Source organism: Bacillus sp. FSL K6-0042, assembly GCF_038006685.1.
In the GTDB taxonomy this organism is placed as follows: domain Bacteria; phylum Bacillota; class Bacilli; order Bacillales; family Bacillaceae_G; genus Bacillus_A; species Bacillus_A pseudomycoides.
Genome location: NZ_JBBOVS010000001.1, coordinates 2,960,595 through 2,977,561 on the forward strand (window position 1 = coordinate 2,960,595; position 16,967 = coordinate 2,977,561).

Annotated in this window: 12 protein-coding genes, 15 tRNA genes, 3 rRNA genes and 1 riboswitch; of the genes, 4 read left to right on the forward strand and 26 right to left on the reverse strand. The window is 41.9% G+C overall.

The window, feature by feature from the left end; translation table 11 throughout:
• Nucleotides 1-130 precede the first annotated feature (130 nt).
• A riboswitch (purine riboswitch) is annotated at nucleotides 131-232 on the reverse strand.
• Between the two features lie 167 nt (nucleotides 233-399).
• Together groL and groES are read right to left on the reverse strand one after the other, a co-directional pair.
• A complete protein-coding gene (gene groL / locus MHH45_RS15020; RefSeq protein WP_016117048.1) occupies nucleotides 400-2,034 on the reverse strand; it encodes a chaperonin GroEL in 1,635 nt (544 codons plus the stop codon).
• Nucleotides 2,035-2,071: 37 nt separating this feature from the next.
• The gene (gene groES, locus MHH45_RS15025; protein WP_000917306.1) at nucleotides 2,072-2,356 is read right to left on the reverse strand and encodes a co-chaperone GroES; all 285 of its coding nucleotides are present in this window, start codon (nucleotides 2,354-2,356) and stop codon (nucleotides 2,072-2,074) included.
• Between the two features lie 436 nt (nucleotides 2,357-2,792).
• On the opposite strand from groES, the gene MHH45_RS15030 reads away from it, so the two are divergent.
• Both MHH45_RS15030 and MHH45_RS15035 read left to right on the forward strand, forming a co-directional pair.
• Nucleotides 2,793-3,536, forward strand: coding sequence for a CPBP family intramembrane glutamic endopeptidase (locus MHH45_RS15030; protein WP_088094656.1), 744 nt, complete (start codon nucleotides 2,793-2,795; stop codon nucleotides 3,534-3,536).
• A gap of 2 nt (nucleotides 3,537-3,538) precedes the next feature.
• The gene (locus MHH45_RS15035; RefSeq protein WP_088094657.1) at nucleotides 3,539-3,733 is read left to right on the forward strand and encodes a YdiK family protein; all 195 of its coding nucleotides are present in this window, start codon (nucleotides 3,539-3,541) and stop codon (nucleotides 3,731-3,733) included.
• A gap of 25 nt (nucleotides 3,734-3,758) precedes the next feature.
• Here the strand turns inward: MHH45_RS15035 and MHH45_RS15040 are convergent, their stop codons facing one another.
• Nucleotides 3,759-4,388, reverse strand: a complete 630-nt coding sequence (locus MHH45_RS15040) for a redox-sensing transcriptional repressor Rex (RefSeq protein ID WP_016117045.1) — start codon at nucleotides 4,386-4,388, stop codon at nucleotides 3,759-3,761.
• A 184-nt stretch (nucleotides 4,389-4,572) separates the two neighbouring features.
• Between MHH45_RS15040 and MHH45_RS15045 the strand changes: the two genes are divergently transcribed.
• On the forward strand, nucleotides 4,573-6,498 hold the full coding sequence (locus MHH45_RS15045; protein ID WP_212667646.1) for an ABC-F family ATP-binding cassette domain-containing protein: 1,926 nt from the start codon (nucleotides 4,573-4,575) through the stop codon (nucleotides 6,496-6,498).
• A gap of 279 nt (nucleotides 6,499-6,777) precedes the next feature.
• Here MHH45_RS15045 and tsaD read toward each other — a convergent pair whose 3' ends face one another.
• From tsaD to MHH45_RS15160, 23 genes are all read right to left on the reverse strand, one after another.
• Nucleotides 6,778-7,794 (reverse strand): tRNA (adenosine(37)-N6)-threonylcarbamoyltransferase complex transferase subunit TsaD, encoded by a 1,017-nt coding sequence (gene tsaD, locus MHH45_RS15050; RefSeq protein WP_088094658.1) that lies wholly within the window; start codon nucleotides 7,792-7,794, stop codon nucleotides 6,778-6,780.
• Nucleotides 7,794-8,237 carry a ribosomal protein S18-alanine N-acetyltransferase gene (gene rimI, locus MHH45_RS15055; RefSeq protein WP_016117042.1) on the reverse strand — a complete coding sequence of 148 codons (444 nt, stop codon included), beginning with the start codon at nucleotides 8,235-8,237 and terminating at the stop codon, nucleotides 7,794-7,796. Before rimI ends, tsaD begins: the two co-directional genes overlap by 1 nt.
• Nucleotides 8,238-8,248: 11 nt before the next feature.
• The gene (gene tsaB, locus MHH45_RS15060; RefSeq protein ID WP_016117041.1) at nucleotides 8,249-8,941 is read right to left on the reverse strand and encodes a tRNA (adenosine(37)-N6)-threonylcarbamoyltransferase complex dimerization subunit type 1 TsaB; all 693 of its coding nucleotides are present in this window, start codon (nucleotides 8,939-8,941) and stop codon (nucleotides 8,249-8,251) included.
• Nucleotides 8,922-9,395 carry a tRNA (adenosine(37)-N6)-threonylcarbamoyltransferase complex ATPase subunit type 1 TsaE gene (gene tsaE, locus MHH45_RS15065; RefSeq protein ID WP_044880901.1) on the reverse strand — a complete coding sequence of 158 codons (474 nt, stop codon included), beginning with the start codon at nucleotides 9,393-9,395 and terminating at the stop codon, nucleotides 8,922-8,924. The genes tsaB and tsaE overlap by 20 nt, the downstream gene beginning before the upstream one ends.
• Nucleotides 9,396-9,586: 191 nt before the next feature.
• Nucleotides 9,587-9,662 (reverse strand) — tRNA-Asp (locus tag MHH45_RS15070).
• Between the two features lie 2 nt (nucleotides 9,663-9,664).
• Nucleotides 9,665-9,741: transfer RNA gene (locus MHH45_RS15075), tRNA-Met, on the reverse strand.
• Nucleotides 9,742-9,752: 11 nt separating this feature from the next.
• Nucleotides 9,753-9,868: ribosomal RNA gene (gene rrf, locus MHH45_RS15080) — 5S ribosomal RNA — on the reverse strand.
• 101 nt (nucleotides 9,869-9,969) lie between these two features.
• Nucleotides 9,970-12,891: ribosomal RNA gene (locus tag MHH45_RS15085) — 23S ribosomal RNA — on the reverse strand.
• 145 nt (nucleotides 12,892-13,036) lie between these two features.
• Nucleotides 13,037-14,588: ribosomal RNA gene (locus MHH45_RS15090) — 16S ribosomal RNA — on the reverse strand.
• Together the 16S, 23S and 5S rRNA genes with 15 tRNA genes alongside form the textbook arrangement of a ribosomal RNA operon.
• A gap of 76 nt (nucleotides 14,589-14,664) precedes the next feature.
• A tRNA-Gly gene (locus MHH45_RS15095) sits at nucleotides 14,665-14,735 on the reverse strand.
• A gap of 1 nt (nucleotide 14,736) precedes the next feature.
• Nucleotides 14,737-14,813: transfer RNA gene (locus MHH45_RS15100), tRNA-Pro, on the reverse strand.
• A 3-nt stretch (nucleotides 14,814-14,816) separates the two neighbouring features.
• Nucleotides 14,817-14,893, reverse strand: a tRNA-Arg gene (locus MHH45_RS15105).
• A 92-nt stretch (nucleotides 14,894-14,985) separates the two neighbouring features.
• Nucleotides 14,986-15,071: transfer RNA gene (locus tag MHH45_RS15110), tRNA-Leu, on the reverse strand.
• Between the two features lie 3 nt (nucleotides 15,072-15,074).
• Nucleotides 15,075-15,155: transfer RNA gene (locus MHH45_RS15115), tRNA-Leu, on the reverse strand.
• A 15-nt stretch (nucleotides 15,156-15,170) separates the two neighbouring features.
• Nucleotides 15,171-15,243, reverse strand: a tRNA-Lys gene (locus MHH45_RS15120).
• A 5-nt stretch (nucleotides 15,244-15,248) separates the two neighbouring features.
• A tRNA-Gln gene (locus tag MHH45_RS15125) sits at nucleotides 15,249-15,323 on the reverse strand.
• An 86-nt stretch (nucleotides 15,324-15,409) separates the two neighbouring features.
• Nucleotides 15,410-15,485, reverse strand: a tRNA-Asp gene (locus MHH45_RS15130).
• Between the two features lie 2 nt (nucleotides 15,486-15,487).
• A tRNA-Met gene (locus MHH45_RS15135) sits at nucleotides 15,488-15,564 on the reverse strand.
• A gap of 23 nt (nucleotides 15,565-15,587) precedes the next feature.
• Nucleotides 15,588-15,663 (reverse strand) — tRNA-Val (locus MHH45_RS15140).
• A gap of 5 nt (nucleotides 15,664-15,668) precedes the next feature.
• A tRNA-Glu gene (locus MHH45_RS15145) sits at nucleotides 15,669-15,743 on the reverse strand.
• An 8-nt stretch (nucleotides 15,744-15,751) separates the two neighbouring features.
• Nucleotides 15,752-15,842: transfer RNA gene (locus MHH45_RS15150), tRNA-Ser, on the reverse strand.
• 3 nt (nucleotides 15,843-15,845) lie between these two features.
• Nucleotides 15,846-15,920 (reverse strand) — tRNA-Asn (locus MHH45_RS15155).
• A gap of 105 nt (nucleotides 15,921-16,025) precedes the next feature.
• Nucleotides 16,026-16,490 carry a SprT family protein gene (locus MHH45_RS15160; RefSeq protein WP_088094342.1) on the reverse strand — a complete coding sequence of 155 codons (465 nt, stop codon included), beginning with the start codon at nucleotides 16,488-16,490 and terminating at the stop codon, nucleotides 16,026-16,028.
• 254 nt (nucleotides 16,491-16,744) lie between these two features.
• On the opposite strand from MHH45_RS15160, the gene cmpA reads away from it, so the two are divergent.
• Entirely contained in the window at nucleotides 16,745-16,861 is a 117-nt protein-coding gene (gene cmpA / locus MHH45_RS15165) for a cortex morphogenetic protein CmpA (protein ID WP_017154227.1), read from the forward strand.
• The last annotated feature ends 106 nt before the right edge of the window (nucleotides 16,862-16,967 follow it).

Genomic DNA, 16,967 nt, shown 5'->3' on the forward strand with positions numbered 1-16,967 from the left:
AAATATTTTCACCAATTTGGCAAAAAGCATTACCAATATAATAAAAAAAGCCAGTCCTCCGCCCTCAGTCTCATAACAAAGAAAAGGCAGAGGTCTGGCTTTATAAAGATAGTACTCCGCTCTTTATAAATATAAGACACACTGCCTTCATAGTCAGGTTGTTTACGGTAACCCGGTAGAGACTCTCAAACCATATCATTGAGGATATATGAAGGATTGTTTTATATTATCTTCCTAGATTCTAACAATGAAGTATCAATACGGTCAAGAGAGAAAGCGACAAAATTCTACAGAAATTATTTTCTTTATCCCAAGAAACCTTTATTCCTATATTTTTTTGTCCCATAACAAAAAACATTCACCCCTATATAGAGATGAATGTTTCTTTGGCGAATGAAATTACATCATTCCGCCCATACCGCCCATGCCCATACCGCCCATGTCAGGCATTGCAGGTGCATTTGGTTCTGGTTTGTCAGCAACAACTGCTTCAGTTGTTAAGAACATAGCTGCAACAGATGCTGCGTTTTGAAGTGCAGAACGAGTTACTTTTGCTGGGTCTACAATACCAGACTCAAGCATGTTTACCCATTCGCCTGTTGCTGCGTTGAAACCAACGCCTACTTTTTCACCTTTTAAGCGTTCTACAACAACAGATCCTTCTAGACCAGCGTTGATTGCGATTTGGCGAACTGGCTCTTCTAATGCACGAAGTACAATGTTGATACCTGTTGCTTCGTCGCCTTCAGCTGCAATACTAGCCACTTTAGTGTATACGTTCATAAGTGAAGTACCGCCACCTGCAACAATACCTTCTTCTACTGCTGCACGAGTTGAGTTAAGTGCATCTTCAATGCGAAGTTTACGCTCTTTTAACTCAGTTTCAGTTGCTGCACCTACTTTAATTACTGCTACACCGCCTGCAAGTTTAGCAAGACGCTCTTGTAATTTTTCACGATCGAATTCAGAAGTTGTTTCTTCTAATTGTGCACGGATTTGACCGATGCGAGCTTCGATTTGTTCGGTGTTACCTACACCTTCAACTACAGTTGTGTTTTCTTTTGTTACAACAACTTTACCAGCGCGTCCTAAAGATGCAACTGTAGCAGATTTTAAGTCACGTCCTAATTCTTCAGTGATTACTTCACCGCCAGTTAAAATCGCGATATCTTCTAGCATTGCTTTACGACGGTCACCAAAGCCAGGAGCTTTAACAGCTACTACATTGAATGTACCACGAAGTTTGTTTACTACTAATGTAGCTAAAGCTTCGCCTTCCACATCTTCTGCAATGATAAGAAGTGGCTTACCTTGTTGTACCACTTGCTCTAACACTGGTAAGATCTCTTGGATGTTAGAAATCTTTTTGTCAGTGATTAAGATATATGGGTTATCAAGTACTGCTTCCATTTTGTCAGAATCAGTAATCATATAAGGAGATGCATATCCACGATCAAATTGCATACCTTCTACTACATCTAATTCTGTTGTGAATCCTTTAGATTCTTCTAATGTAATAACGCCGTCGTTACCAACGCGCTCCATTGCTTCAGCAATTAATTTACCTACTTCTTCGTCATCAGCAGAAATAGCAGCTACTTGCGCGATAGAAGATTTACCTTCGATTGGTTTAGAAATTGCTTTTAATTCTTCTACTGCTGCAACAACAGCTTTTTCGATACCTTTACGAAGACCCATTGGGTTCGCACCAGCTGTTACGTTTTTTAAGCCTTCACGAATCATAGCTTGTGCTAATACAGTTGCAGTTGTTGTTCCGTCACCAGCTACGTCATTTGTTTTGCTAGCAACTTCTGCTACTAATTTTGCACCCATGTTTTCGAATGCATCTTCTAATTCGATTTCTTTTGCGATTGTTACACCATCATTTGTAATAAGTGGTGAACCGAATTTTTTCTCAAGTACAACGTTACGACCTTTTGGTCCAAGCGTTACTTTTACTGCATTTGCAAGAGTGTCGACACCGCGAAGCATCGAACGACGTGCTTCTTCACTAAATTTAATATCTTTTGCCATAATATTTGACCCCCTTGGATTTTTTAAATGTATATAATTAACCGATAACTGCTAAAATGTCACTTTCACGTAAAATCAAGTAGTCTGTACCTTCATATTTCACTTCAGTACCTGCATATTTTGAGAAGATGATAAGATCACCTGCTGCTACCTCTAAAGCAACACGCTCACCATTTTCAAGCACTCGACCAGTACCTACTGCAATAACTTTACCCTCTTGTGGTTTTTCTTTTGCAGTGTCTGGTAATACAATACCACTTGCTGTTTTTTCTTCTGCTTGAACAAGCTCAATTACAACGCGATCACCTAATGGCTTTAGCATGAACAATAACCTCCTCATTTTTCTATGTAAATTTCCTTTATTAGCACTCAACGACCTCGAGTGCTAACACACTTATAATAATAAATAATCTAATTTTCTTTTGCAAGTAAAAAAATCATAATTTTTTCGCAAATTGATATATAAACTTTTTCTATACAACTTCCTAAGAAAAATCATTCTGTTATCGTTGCAGCCATTCTCGCGAAAGCCTTATATATACGAATCGGCGTTTTCACTTATCGTATGTTACAATATGAAAGATGCCATAAGTTGTTTTCTCTATAGGTACGGCTTTTTCCTGTCTCCTATTTCATTTTCAAAGAAAGATTTACAAAAAAATAATAATATGAATGGTTATTACGTATCCCTGGCTGGATGTTTACATGTTATCCCGCCTTATCTCATAAACTAGAGTTAGAAAGGATGGTTAACCAATTTGAAAAAACAATATTGGTGGATTATAGTTACATACATTCTTATGCAATTATCAGGTATTGTTGGATTACCGCTTCTTTTGAAAACCGGACTATATGATAATAGGGGGTTCACCAAAGAAGAAAAAATGCAGCTACTGACTGGTCACTGGGCAATTATTAGCTTTTTCATTGCATTATGTATTGTACTTTTACTACTTCGAACAGATATTCGCGAAAGCCGTTTCGATACAAAACGCGCCAGTATTCCTGCCACAATTGGTTGGATCTTTATCGGTTTCTTTTTAGCTTTCTTTTCTCAAACAATTGCAGGCACAATCGAAATGCGTTTATTGGGCATTAAACCTGGATCTGAGAACACAGCTCGCTTGATGGAAATAGCACGGACCACCCCGTGGTTCCTTATTGTTATATCAATAATAGGGCCTATTTTAGAGGAAATTGTCTTTAGAAAAATTTTATTTGGTACATTGTATAAGAAATTCAACTTCTTTATCGCTGCTATTATTAGCTCACTTGTATTTGCAGCAATTCACTTTGATTTTACACACTTATTGGTATACACTTCCATGGGGCTTGTATTCGCCTTTTTATATGTAAAAACAAAGCGAATTATCGTTCCTATTATGGCACATGTTGCGATGAATACATTAGTTGCAATAGCCCAAGTGCTAGTAAGTAACGAACAAATACAAGAAATGATTAAAGAAGCAGAAAAAATGCAAGGATTTATCGGAGGATTTTAAATATGAGGAACTCACCATTGTTCATGGCAACACTGTATTTCCTTCTTGGTTGTGTCTTTACACGTTTCGCAATTACGAACGTTACAGATACAATTTGGAACTTTGGGACACTGCTGTTTGCTGCTATGGCAACAATTGATTTTAATTTGGCACTTCGACTTATCTTAGTCAAATTTACAAAGAAAAAGCCACAATAAAACGCAGAGGGATTTCCTCTGCGTTTTATTGTGGATAATTTTTCAAAAAATAAACAAGTGTTTGTAATTCTACAGCTAGATCAATATGGTGAATTCTTATATTTTCTGAAACATTTAATCGTGCTGGTGTAAAATTTAAAATTCCGTGTACATTTGTTTCGGCCAATCGATCTGCTACAGCTTGTGCAACAGTAGCAGGTACTGTTAATATTGCCACTTGTATATCATTTGTTAAACGCTCTTCTAATTTATCTAAATGATATACAGGAATTCCTCCGATTTCTTTTCCAACTTTCTCTTCATTGACATCAAATGCCATTTCAATCTTTGTATTATTATTTTTGGTGAAATTGTAATGTAAGAAAGCGGTCCCTAAATTACCCACTCCAATAAGTGCTACACGTGTTATATCATCTTGATCAAGCGTTTCTCGGAAGAATGATAGTAAATAATTCACATTATATCCATATCCCTTTTTCCCTAACGCTCCAAAATATGAAAAATCTCTCCGAATTGTTGCTGAATCTACCTTTACAGCTTCACTCAATTCAGCCGATGAAACACGCTGCTTACCAGAAAGAGATAAGTTTTGGATAAATCGATAGTATAGAGGCAATCGTTTGGCAGTGGCCTGTGGAATCTTTTGCTGATCCATATAACCTCTCCTCTCTCCCTATCTTTGTTCACAAATTTAAAACAAATACAGAAGTTTAGCACTTATGACTTTCCTTGTATAATAGAGAGAAGACTTCTCTCTTTATTTTAAACTATACACTATTTTTAGTATGATTGAGAAATATAAACATGGCAAAGTTAAGAAATTATTTGAGGTGAAAACATTGATTTTATTACAAGTGAATGGGCTTTCAAAATTATACGGTGCTGAAACAATTCTTGCAAACATTAAATTGGAAGTTCAAACAAAAGATCGCATTGCACTAGTTGGTCGAAATGGTGCTGGAAAATCTACATTATTAAAAATAATTGCCGGTGAATTATCTCACGATGGTGGAGAAATTATAAAACCAAAAGATGTTTCAATTGGATACTTGGCCCAAAATACTGGTTTAGAAACTTCTTTAACAATTTGGGATGAAATGCTTACTGTCTTTACTCATCTGCAGCAAATGGAAAAGAAACTTCGAAGGTTAGAGCTAGACATGGGTAAGGAAGAGAACTTTTCAAATGCTGCTACGTACGAAAAATTACTCGCTGATTATGATCAATTACAGTTAGACTACAAAGATCAAGGTGGTTATCAATATGAAGCTGATATTCGCTCCATTTTAAGTGGACTTGGTTTTCCAGCTGAAACACACCAAACAACGATTTCTACGTTAAGTGGTGGACAGAAAACAAGACTTGCTCTTGGGAAACTACTGCTAACAAAACCAGACTTACTCATCTTGGACGAACCAACAAACCATTTAGATATCGATACATTAACATGGCTTGAACAATATTTACAAGGCTATCCTGGAGCTATTTTAATCGTTTCCCACGATCGCTATTTTTTAGACAAGCTTGTTACACAAGTATATGAAATTTCTAATAAAGAAAGCAGACGATATGTTGGTAACTACAGTAAATATTTAGATTTAAAAGCTGCACTACATGAGCAGGAAATGAAGCGTTATGAGAAACAACAAGAGGAAATTGCTAAACTAGAAGACTTTGTCCAAAAGAATATTGCCCGTGCATCTACAACAAAACGTGCACAAAGTCGTCGGAAGCAGTTAGACAGAATGGAATTACTAACTAGACCATTAGGTGATTCTAAATCAGCATCCTTCCACTTTGATATCGAAAAACAAAGCGGAAACGATGTATTACAAATAAAGGATGTTTCAATTGGATATGACAAAGAACCGATTATTGAACATGTAAATATGCGCTTAACCCGCGGTGATAGTGTCGCACTAGTTGGTCCAAATGGTATTGGGAAATCTACATTATTAAAATCAATTGTGAATAAATTAAAGACGTTAAGCGGTGAAGTTTCTTTCGGTTCAAATGTATCTATTGGATATTATGATCAAGAACAGGCAAACCTAACATCATCTAAGCGTGTTTTAAACGAACTATGGGATGACTATCCACTAGAGCCAGAAAAAGAAATTCGCACGATACTCGGTAACTTTTTATTCACAGGGGACGATGTATTAAAGCCAGTATCTTCCTTAAGTGGTGGTCAAAAAGCACGATTAGCTCTAGCAAAATTGATGATGCAAAAATCTAATTTACTAATTCTCGATGAACCAACAAACCATCTCGATTTAAATAGTAAAGAGATTTTAGAAAATGCCTTAATTGATTATCCTGGAACTCTTTTATTCGTTTCCCATGATCGCTATTTCATTAACCGTGTCACAACTACAGTTGTTGAGTTATCAACAGGTGGTGCACAAGAATATTTAGGTGACTATGACTACTATATTGAAAAGAAAAATGAAATGATTGAACGTGCGGAATTTGAACAACAAGAAGAGGAGGCACCAGTCCAAAAAACTATCGCTCAAGAAAAATTAAATTACCTTGAAGAAAAAGAACGTAAGAAATCAGAACGCCAACGCATCCGAAAGATTGAAGAAATTGAACAAAATATTGCAAATTTAGAAGAAGAAATTGCACAATTAGAAGAGGAGCTTTGTCTGCCTGAAGTATATGCTGACTACGAACGAGCTAGTGAGATTACAACAGCAAAGCAAACAAAACAAGAAAAATTAGAGCAGTTTATGGCGGAGTGGGAAGAGTTACACGTATAACCCTTATATATTTATATAATAAAAACAAGGTAGTTGAAAGCATTCAACTACCTTGTTTATTTTTCAATACAAAAGATTATGGTCGAAGGTCTGACCTCGATAGTGTTATCCACAACCTTATGCACATATCCACCTTTATTATATAAACACAAAAATAACTTTTCCACATTATCCACAAATCACAAAAAAATTATACACATTTAATATTCACAATAAAACCCATATTATCAACAGATAATATGGGTTTTATCCACAAGTTGTGGTTAATTATGTGTATAACTATGCTTCAATATCTAATCCTGGATTTGCATTTAAAGCCAATGTTGCACGTTTTCCTTGCTCATATGCAATAGTTCCTGCTGCTGCAATCATTGCTGCATTATCTGTGCATAAAGATAACGGTGGAATAATGAGCTCGATTTCTTCTTTTTTTGCAAACTCTTCCTCTAAACGTGCACGAAGTCCTTTATTCGCTGCAACGCCACCAGCGAGAAGCACTTGTTTTACATCATACGCTTCTGCAGCACGTGCTGCTTTCGTTACTAGTACATCTATTACACTCGCTTGGAAGCTAGCTGCTAAATCTTCTGGTGTGATTTCTTCCCCACGTTGTTTTGCGTTATGCACAGTGTTGATAACTGCTGATTTCAGTCCACTAAAGCTAAAATCATACGAATCTGGTTCCAACCATGCACGTGGTAAATCAATCGTTGGTTGTCCTTCATGAGCAAGACGGTCAATATGAGGACCACCTGGATATGGCATAGATAATGTACGTGCAACTTTATCATATGCTTCTCCTGCCGCATCATCTCTCGTTTCGCCAATTACTTCAAACGAACCATGCTCTTTCATATAAACAAGCTCTGTATGCCCGCCAGACACAACAAGTGACAACAAAGGGAATTGTAGTTCTTTTACTAAGCGATTCGCGTAAATATGCCCAGCAATATGATGAACACCAACAAGAGGAATATTATGAGCAAAGGCAACTGCTTTAGCTGCATTTACACCAATTAAAAGTGCCCCTACTAAACCTGGCCCTTCCGTCACAGCAATTGCATCAATATCTTCAAATGTAATGTTCGCTTCCTTTAATGCTTCTTCTAATACAACTGTAATTTGTTCTACATGATGACGAGATGCAATTTCCGGCACAACTCCGCCAAAACGCTTATGGCTCTCAATCTGTGAAGCAACAATATTTGCCACTATTTCTGTTCCATTTTTAACAACCGCTACAGCCGTTTCATCACAGCTCGTTTCAATACCAAGTATAATCGTATTTTTTCCCATTATATATTCACCCACATTACAAGACCATCTTCATAATTGTCTGTATAGTATCGTTTACGAATCCCACCATTTTGGAATCCATACTTTCGGTATAACTGTTTCGCTACTTCATTTGATACCCGTACTTCAAGTGTCATCGTTTTTGCTCCCATTTCTTTTGCCTGATCCATTACGTCTTTCAGCAAAGCATCTCCAAGTTTTTGACCGCGATATTCTGGCAAAATGGCTATGTTCGTAATATGTGATTCATCAATAATAATCCACAATCCACAGTATCCAATTACTACACCATCTTTTTCTATTACGACATAATGTGCATATTCATTCATCGTCAATTCACGATGAAATGCATCAGCAGTCCAAGGAGTTGGGAATGACGCTTCTTCAATTACTACAATTTGAGCAATATCATCAGTCGTCATCTTTCTAAATGTAATATCCATTTTGATAACCCCTATTTTGTTTGACTTTCTATCCATTTTGCTTCTGCTTCTGCTAAACGGAGGTAGCTCGGAACAAATGTATGCACACTTTGCTCCTCTTTTTGTAATCCTAAAAATGCTAGCTCACTTGGTCTTGGGTTGTTCTTTGTAAAAGAAGCAAACACAGCTCGATCTCCCAAATATTCTACAATCGTTTCTTTATGTTGTTCTACATCATTGCCGATAAATAAAACAGGTTGCCCCTTCTCTTTTAACATCTGTAACCAATCAACAATAAGAATAATTCGATCCTCTTCTATAGAAGATAACTGCTCTTCTTTATATGTATACAAGCCCGTATAAATTTGTCCGCGACGTCCATCAAACAATGGACAAATAACCCCTTGGAAATTCGCTCCATTCGCAGCCACTACTTCTAAGCTAGACACACCGACAATCGGTATTTGCAACGACCAAGCTAATGTTTTTGCAACAGTCACACCAATTCGAACTCCTGTATAAGATCCAGGACCAGCCGCTACGATAATTTTATCTAGCTCTTTCGGCTTTATATTACATTCCGTCAGAAGTTGTTCTACAGCCGGCATAAGGCGTACAGAATGATTTTTAGTTAAATTCGTAATGATTTCTCCGACAACAGTATTTCCATCAATAAGAGAAATCCCCATTACATAATTTGAAGTATCAATTGCTAGTACTTTCATCTTGTAATAGCTCCTCACATAATCTAATATAGCGTTCACCACTTGGCTCTAACATAATTTTTCTTGTATCATCACCTGTATGGAACAAGCTTATTTTTAATTTCTCATTTGGCAGAAAAGATTCAATTAAATGAGCCCATTCTACTACTGTTATACCTTCACCATAAAAATACTCATCAAATCCTAAATCTTCTTCACTTTCCGCTAAACGATACACATCCATATGATATAGCGGTAATCTTCCTTTGTACTCTTTAATAATATTGAATGTCGGACTATTTACAACTCGTTTCACACCAAGGCCTTTTGCAAGACCTTTCGTAAATGTTGTCTTGCCAGCACCAAGATCGCCTTCTAAAACAAGTACATCTTGTTCCCTAACAAGTTGTCCTAGCCTTTCTGATAAGTTCTGTGTCTCTTCAGAAGAAGTTGTCGTTATTTCATATTTATTCAAAGGTTTCACCTACCTTACTCACAATATTCTCTGCTCTTTATTATACAGATTTTTTCACTTTGTTTCATTTTGAACATATAAAAAAGACCTTAGGAGTTGTCCTAAGGGTAAGATTGACTGTCTTTATAAGTTTTCTTAAAAATAAATAAAAAAATACGAAACAAGTTGTTTCGTTCTTTTCTTTGTATAAATGGCGGTCCCGACCGGGGTCGAACCGGCGATCTCCTGCGTGACAGGCAGGCATGTTAACCACTACACCACGGGACCATTGGTTGCGGGGACAGGATTTGAACCTGCGACCTTCGGGTTATGAGCCCGACGAGCTACCGGACTGCTCCACCCCGCGACGATATAAAAGCCTGGCAACGTCCTACTCTCACAGGGACAAGGTCCCAACTACCATCGGCGCTAGAGAGCTTAACTTCCGTGTTCGGTATGGGAACGGGTGTGACCTCTCTGCCATCATTACCAGACATTATTCATTTGAGACAACAATTATTATAACTTATTCACTTGAAAAGTCAACAAGTTTTTTATATTCTCTCAAAACTAGATAACACTTGCTTCATATTATATGGTTAAGTCCTCGATCTATTAGTATTCGTCAGCTCCACATGTCACCATGCTTCCACCTCGAACCTATCAACCTGATCATCTTTCAGGGATCTTACTAGCTTACGCTATGGGAAATCTCATCTTGAGGGGGGCTTCATGCTTAGATGCTTTCAGCACTTATCCCTTCCGCACATAGCTACCCAGCTATGCCCTTGGCAGAACAACTGGTACACCAGCGGTGCGTCCATCCCGGTCCTCTCGTACTAAGGACAGCTCCTCTCAAATTTCCTACGCCCACGACGGATAGGGACCGAACTGTCTCACGACGTTCTGAACCCAGCTCGCGTACCGCTTTAATGGGCGAACAGCCCAACCCTTGGGACCGACTACAGCCCCAGGATGCGATGAGCCGACATCGAGGTGCCAAACCTCCCCGTCGATGTGGACTCTTGGGGGAGATAAGCCTGTTATCCCCGGGGTAGCTTTTATCCGTTGAGCGATGGCCCTTCCATGCGGAACCACCGGATCACTAAGCCCGACTTTCGTCCCTGCTCGACTTGTAGGTCTCGCAGTCAAGCTCCCTTATGCCTTTGCACTCTACGAATGATTTCCAACCATTCTGAGGGAACCTTTGGGCGCCTCCGTTACACTTTAGGAGGCGACCGCCCCAGTCAAACTGCCCACCTGACACTGTCTCCCGGGTCGATAAGACCCGTAGGTTAGAATTTCAATACAGTCAGGGCGGTATCCCACCAGCGCCTCCACCGAAGCTAGCGCTCCGGCTTCAAAGGCTCCCGCCTATCCTGTACAAACTGTACCAAAATTCAATATCAGGCTACAGTAAAGCTCCACGGGGTCTTTCCGTCCTGTCGCGGGTAACCTGCATCTTCACAGGTACTATAATTTCACCGAGTCTCTGGTTGAGACAGTGCCCAAATCGTTACACCTTTCGTGCGGGTCGGAACTTACCCGACAAGGAATTTCGCTACCTTAGGACCGTTATAGTTACGGCCGCCGTTTACTGGGGCTTCAGTTCAGAGCTTCGCTTACGCTAACCCCTCTCCTTAACCTTCCAGCACCGGGCAGGTGTCAGCCCCTATACTTCGCCTTACGGCTTCGCAGAGACCTGTGTTTTTGCTAAACAGTCGCTTGGGCCTATTCACTGCGGCTTTCCGTTAAGAAAGCACCCCTTCTCCCGAAGTTACGGGGTCATTTTGCCGAGTTCCTTAACCAGAGTTCTCTCGCACACCTTAGGATTCTCTCCTCGCCTACCTGTGTCGGTTTGCGGTACAGGCACCTTTTATCTCGCTAGAAGCTTTTCTTGGCAGCGGGGAATCAAAGACTTCGCTCCATAAGGAGCTTCCCCATCACAGCTCAGCCTTCACGATAAGCGGATTTGCCTACTTATCAGCCTAACTGCTTGGACGTGCACAACCAATCGCACGCTTCTTCTATCCTTCTGCGTCCCTCCATTGCTCAAACGATAAAGAGGTGGTACAGGAATATCAACCTGTTGTCCATCGCCTACGCCTGTCGGCCTCGGCTTAGGTCCTGACTAACCCTGAGCGGACGAGCCTTCCTCAGGAAACCTTAGGCATTCGGTGGACGGGATTCTCACCCGTCTTTCGCTACTCATACCGGCATTCTCACTTCTAAGCGCTCCACCAGTCCTTACGGTCTGACTTCACTGCCCTTAGAACGCTCCCCTACCACTGATACCATAGGTATCAATTCGCAGCTTCGGTGGTGTATTTAGCCCCGGTACATTTTCGGCGCAGAGTCACTCGACTAGTGAGCTATTACGCACTCTTTAAATGGTGGCTGCTTCTAAGCCAACATCCTAGTTGTCTAAGCAACTCCACATCCTTTTCCACTTAATACACACTTTGGGACCTTAGCTGGCGATCTGGGCTGTTTCCCTCTTGACTACGGATCTTATCACTCGCAGTCTGACTCCTAAGGATAAGTCATTGGCATTCGGAGTTTGACTGAATTCGGTAATCCGATGAGGACCCCTAGTTCAATCAGTGCTCTACCTCCAAGACTCTTACACTTAAGGCTAGCCCTAAAGCTATTTCGGGGAGAACCAGCTATCTCCAGGTTCGATTGGAATTTCTCCGCTACCCACACCTCATCCCCGCACTTTTCAACGTGCGTGGGTTCGGGCCTCCATTCAGTGTTACCTGAACTTCACCCTGGACATGGGTAGATCACCTGGTTTCGGGTCTACGACCACGTACTAAACGCCCTATTCAGACTCGCTTTCGCTACGGCTCCGCCTCTTCAGCTTAACCTCGCACGGGATCGTAACTCGCCGGTTCATTCTACAAAAGGCACGCCATCACCCATTAACGGGCTCTGACTATTTGTAGGCACACGGTTTCAGGATCTCTTTCACTCCCCTTCCGGGGTGCTTTTCACCTTTCCCTCACGGTACTGGTTCACTATCGATCACTAGGTAGTATTTAGCCTTGGGAGATGGTCCTCCCAGATTCCGACGGAATTTCACGTGTTCCGCCGTACTCAGGATACATTCAAGAGAGAACGAAGTTTCGACTACGGGGTTGTTACCCTCTGTGACGAGCCTTTCCAGGCTGCTTCGTCTACCTCGTTCCTTTGTAACTCCGTATAGAATGTCCTACAACCCCAAGAGGCAAGCCTCTTGGTTTGGGCTAGATTCCGTTTCGCTCGCCGCTACTCAGGAAATCGCATTTGCTTTCTCTTCCTCCAGGTACTTAGATGTTTCAGTTCCCTGGGTCTGTCTTCCATACCCTATGTATTCAGGTAAGGATACCATACCATTACGTATGGTGGGTTTCCCCATTCGGAAATCTTCGGATCAAAGCTTACTTACAGCTCCCCGAAGCATATCGGCGTTAGTCCCGTCCTTCATCGACTCCTAGTGTCAAGGCATCCACCGTGCGCCCTTTCTAACTTAACCAAACTAAAATTAAAAAATATGAGCTACACTGTTATCTAGTTTTCAAAGAACATACATTTATTTCTGAGAGATAGTTCTCTCAAAACTGAACAAAACGAAACACGGAAACTTATATTGATGAACAGCGTTCATCAATTCTCCATAGAAAGGAGGTGATCCAGCCGCACCTTCCGATACGGCTACCTTGTTACGACTTCACCCCAATCATCTGTCCCACCTTAGGCGGCTGGCTCCAAAAAGGTTACCCCACCGACTTCGGGTGTTACAAACTCTCGTGGTGTGACGGGCGGTGTGTACAAGGCCCGGGAACGTATTCACCGCGGCATGCTGATCCGCGATTACTAGCGATTCCAGCTTCATGTAGGCGAGTTGCAGCCTACAATCCGAACTGAGAACGGTTTTATGAGATTAGCTCCACCTCGCGGTCTTGCAGCTCTTTGTACCGTCCATTGTAGCACGTGTGTAGCCCAGGTCATAAGGGGCATGATGATTTGACGTCATCCCCACCTTCCTCCGGTTTGTCACCGGCAGTCACCTTAGAGTGCCCAACTTAATGATGGCAACTAAGATCAAGGGTTGCGCTCGTTGCGGGACTTAACCCAACATCTCACGACACGAGCTGACGACAACCATGCACCACCTGTCACTCTGCCCCCGAAGGGGAAGCCCTATCTCTAGGGTTGTCAGAGGATGTCAAGACCTGGTAAGGTTCTTCGCGTTGCTTCGAATTAAACCACATGCTCCACCGCTTGTGCGGGCCCCCGTCAATTCCTTTGAGTTTCAGCCTTGCGGCCGTACTCCCCAGGCGGAGTGCTTAATGCGTTAACTTCAGCACTAAAGGGCGGAAACCCTCTAACACTTAGCACTCATCGTTTACGGCGTGGACTACCAGGGTATCTAATCCTGTTTGCTCCCCACGCTTTCGCGCCTCAGTGTCAGTTACAGACCAGAAAGTCGCCTTCGCCACTGGTGTTCCTCCATATCTCTACGCATTTCACCGCTACACATGGAATTCCACTTTCCTCTTCTGCACTCAAGTCTCCCAGTTTCCAATGACCCTCCACGGTTGAGCCGTGGGCTTTCACATCAGACTTAAGAAACCACCTGCGCGCGCTTTACGCCCAATAATTCCGGATAACGCTTGCCACCTACGTATTACCGCGGCTGCTGGCACGTAGTTAGCCGTGGCTTTCTGGTTAGGTACCGTCAAGGTGCCAGCTTATTCAACTAGCACTTGTTCTTCCCTAACAACAGAGTTTTACGACCCGAAAGCCTTCATCACTCACGCGGCGTTGCTCCGTCAGACTTTCGTCCATTGCGGAAGATTCCCTACTGCTGCCTCCCGTAGGAGTCTGGGCCGTGTCTCAGTCCCAGTGTGGCCGATCACCCTCTCAGGTCGGCTACGCATCGTTGCCTTGGTGAGCCGTTACCTCACCAACTAGCTAATGCGACGCGGGTCCATCCATAAGTGACAGCCGAAGCCGCCTTTGAATTTCGCACCATGCGGTGCAAAATGTTATCCGGTATTAGCCCCGGTTTCCCGGAGTTATCCCAGTCTTATGGGCAGGTTACCCACGTGTTACTCACCCGTCCGCCGCTAACTTCATAAGAGCAAGCTCTTAATCCATTCGCTCGACTTGCATGTATTAGGCACGCCGCCAGCGTTCATCCTGAGCCAGGATCAAACTCTCCAATAAAGTTAGTTTGTCTAGCATCTAAAATAAAAATTGACATTTCACGTTGTTTGTTTCGTTCAGTTTTCAAAGAACTAAAAGCGGGTGAAGAGAATCGAACTCTCGACCAGAGCTTGGAAGGCTCTTGTTTTACCACTAAACTACACCCGCGTGGTCGGGAAGACAGGATTTGAACCTGCGACCCCCTGGTCCCAAACCAGGTGCTCTACCAAGCTGAGCCACTTCCCGTTATGGCGCGCCCGAGAGGACTCGAACCCCTAACCTTTTGATCCGTAGTCAAACGCTCTATCCAATTGAGCTACGGGCGCTTATTCATGATGTTTTGTCGTTGTTGTATTTCAGCGACTCAATTATCTTATCACACTGCATTTTCAAATGCAAGCACTTTTTTATTTTTCTTTGGTGCGGCCGAGAGGACTTGAACCTCCACGGGGTTTCCCCCACTAGGCCCTCAACCTAGCGCGTCTGCCATTCCGCCACGACCGCATATGCGGGTGAAGGGAGTCGAACCCCCACGCCAAAGGCGCCAGATCCTAAGTCTGGTGCGTCTGCCAATTCCGCCACACCCGCAGAAATAAAAAAGAATGAGCCATGAAGGACTCGAACCTTCGACCCTCTGATTAAAAGTCAGATGCTCTACCAACTGAGCTAATGGCTCGTAAATGGCTGGGCTAGCTGGATTCGAACCAGCGCATGACGGAGTCAAAGTCCGTTGCCTTACCGCTTGGCTATAGCCCATCAAAAAATATAATGTTTTTTCGAGACGAAAGTCATTATATCACAATAACCAATAAAAAACAACTGCTCAAAAGCAGAAGTTAAAATGGCGGTCCCGACCGGGGTCGAACCGGCGATCTCCTGCGTGACAGGCAGGCATGTTAACCACTACACCACGGGACCATTGGTTGCGGGGACAGGATTTGAACCTGCGACCTTCGGGTTATGAGCCCGACGAGCTACCGAACTGCTCCACCCCGCGACGATACTATTTATATGTTTATATGGTGGAGGATGACGGGATCGAACCGCCGACCCCCTGCTTGTAAGGCAGGTGCTCTCCCAGCTGAGCTAATCCTCCAAAAGTGGTGACCCGTACGGGATTCGAACCCGTGTTACCGCCGTGAAAGGGCGGTGTCTTAACCACTTGACCAACGGGCCAATATGAATGGCAGAGAAGAAGGGATTCGAACCCTCGCACCGCGTTAGCGATCTACTCCCTTAGCAGGGGAGCCCCTTGAGCCACTTGGGTACTTCTCTGTATGGCTCCGCAGGTAGGACTCGAACCTACGACCGATCGGTTAACAGCCGATAGCTCTACCACTGAGCTACTGCGGAATAAGAAAGACAATTTACATCTTATAAAAGTTCATACTATAAGTCAAGTCGTTTATACAAATTCTTGTGCAAACGTGACATGTTTATAATATACTGGATTGATTTTTAACTGTCAAGGTGTTTTTTTATCTCTTTCAACCTACCTTTACACTTCCCGCAAACATATCTTTTTGTATTTATTTGACGCCTTCTTCTATATTGAAGAAAACATCTCATACATTCATACATATGAGTTTTAATCACCTTCTCTTCTTCGCTTATTCTCTTACAGAATCTAGGCGCACCAACCTTCTTCATTAACTGACGAAAATCTTGATCTCGATGTTGGTACCCTTTCCCCATAATATGCAAATGATAATGACACAACTCATGCTTAATAACGCCAATCAGTTCTTCTTTTCCATACACTTCATAATAACGATAGTTTAATTCTATATTATGACTTCGCAATAAATACCTCCCACCGGTTGTACGTAGTCGTTTATTGAACATTGCTTTATGTAAAAAAGCCCTACTGAAATATTGCAACGATATTTCTTCTACAAGTCTTTGAACTTCTTTTTCATTCATTTTTATTCCCCCAAAAACTAAAAATAAACTTACACTTTTCCTCTTTCTTATACATATATTAAATAGTACATATACCCATCCTCATTCAAAAGCGCAATTTCTATGAACTACCCTCTTCCTCATCTATCCATAGAACTTCGCTAACCAAACTCTTATAAGCAGTTCCCGAAATTGAGCTTTTCACTTACTTCGAATCTTATCTCAATGTATAGGGGGCTACTTGTTAGAGCCGGATTAAACAAGGAGGGATTCTTATGCCTACGTGGCTCCGAAAACAAATGCAACGTGCATATTTCGAAAAAAACCGGTATCAAATTAAGTTACTAAATGAATGCTGGTTTTATTATAGCAAAACACATCAAAATTCCTGATAAAGTGAACGTTATATCAGTGGGGGATAAAGGCTCCCCCCACTGATTCGAATTTTACTAACATCCGTTCATAAAAAAAGAGCAGTGTCATACCTGCCCTCTTCCC

Bases quoted from the DNA above. Each gene is read 5' to 3' on its own strand.
- groL (WP_016117048.1), bottom strand. From the start codon at position 2,034: ATGGCAAAAGATATTAAATTTAGTGAAGAAGCACGTCGTTCGATGCTT.
- groES (WP_000917306.1), bottom strand. From the start codon at position 2,356: ATGCTAAAGCCATTAGGTGATCGCGTTGTAATTGAGCTTGTTCAAGCA.
- MHH45_RS15035 (WP_088094657.1), top strand. From the start codon at position 3,539: ATGAGGAACTCACCATTGTTCATGGCAACACTGTATTTCCTTCTTGGT.
- MHH45_RS15040 (WP_016117045.1), bottom strand. From the start codon at position 4,388: ATGGATCAGCAAAAGATTCCACAGGCCACTGCCAAACGATTGCCTCTA.
- tsaD (WP_088094658.1), bottom strand. From the start codon at position 7,794: ATGGGAAAAAATACGATTATACTTGGTATTGAAACGAGCTGTGATGAA.
- rimI (WP_016117042.1), bottom strand. From the start codon at position 8,237: ATGGATATTACATTTAGAAAGATGACGACTGATGATATTGCTCAAATT.
- tsaB (WP_016117041.1), bottom strand. From the start codon at position 8,941: ATGAAAGTACTAGCAATTGATACTTCAAATTATGTAATGGGGATTTCT.
- MHH45_RS15160 (WP_088094342.1), bottom strand. From the start codon at position 16,490: ATGAATGAAAAAGAAGTTCAAAGACTTGTAGAAGAAATATCGTTGCAA.
- cmpA (WP_017154227.1), top strand. From the start codon at position 16,745: ATGCCTACGTGGCTCCGAAAACAAATGCAACGTGCATATTTCGAAAAA.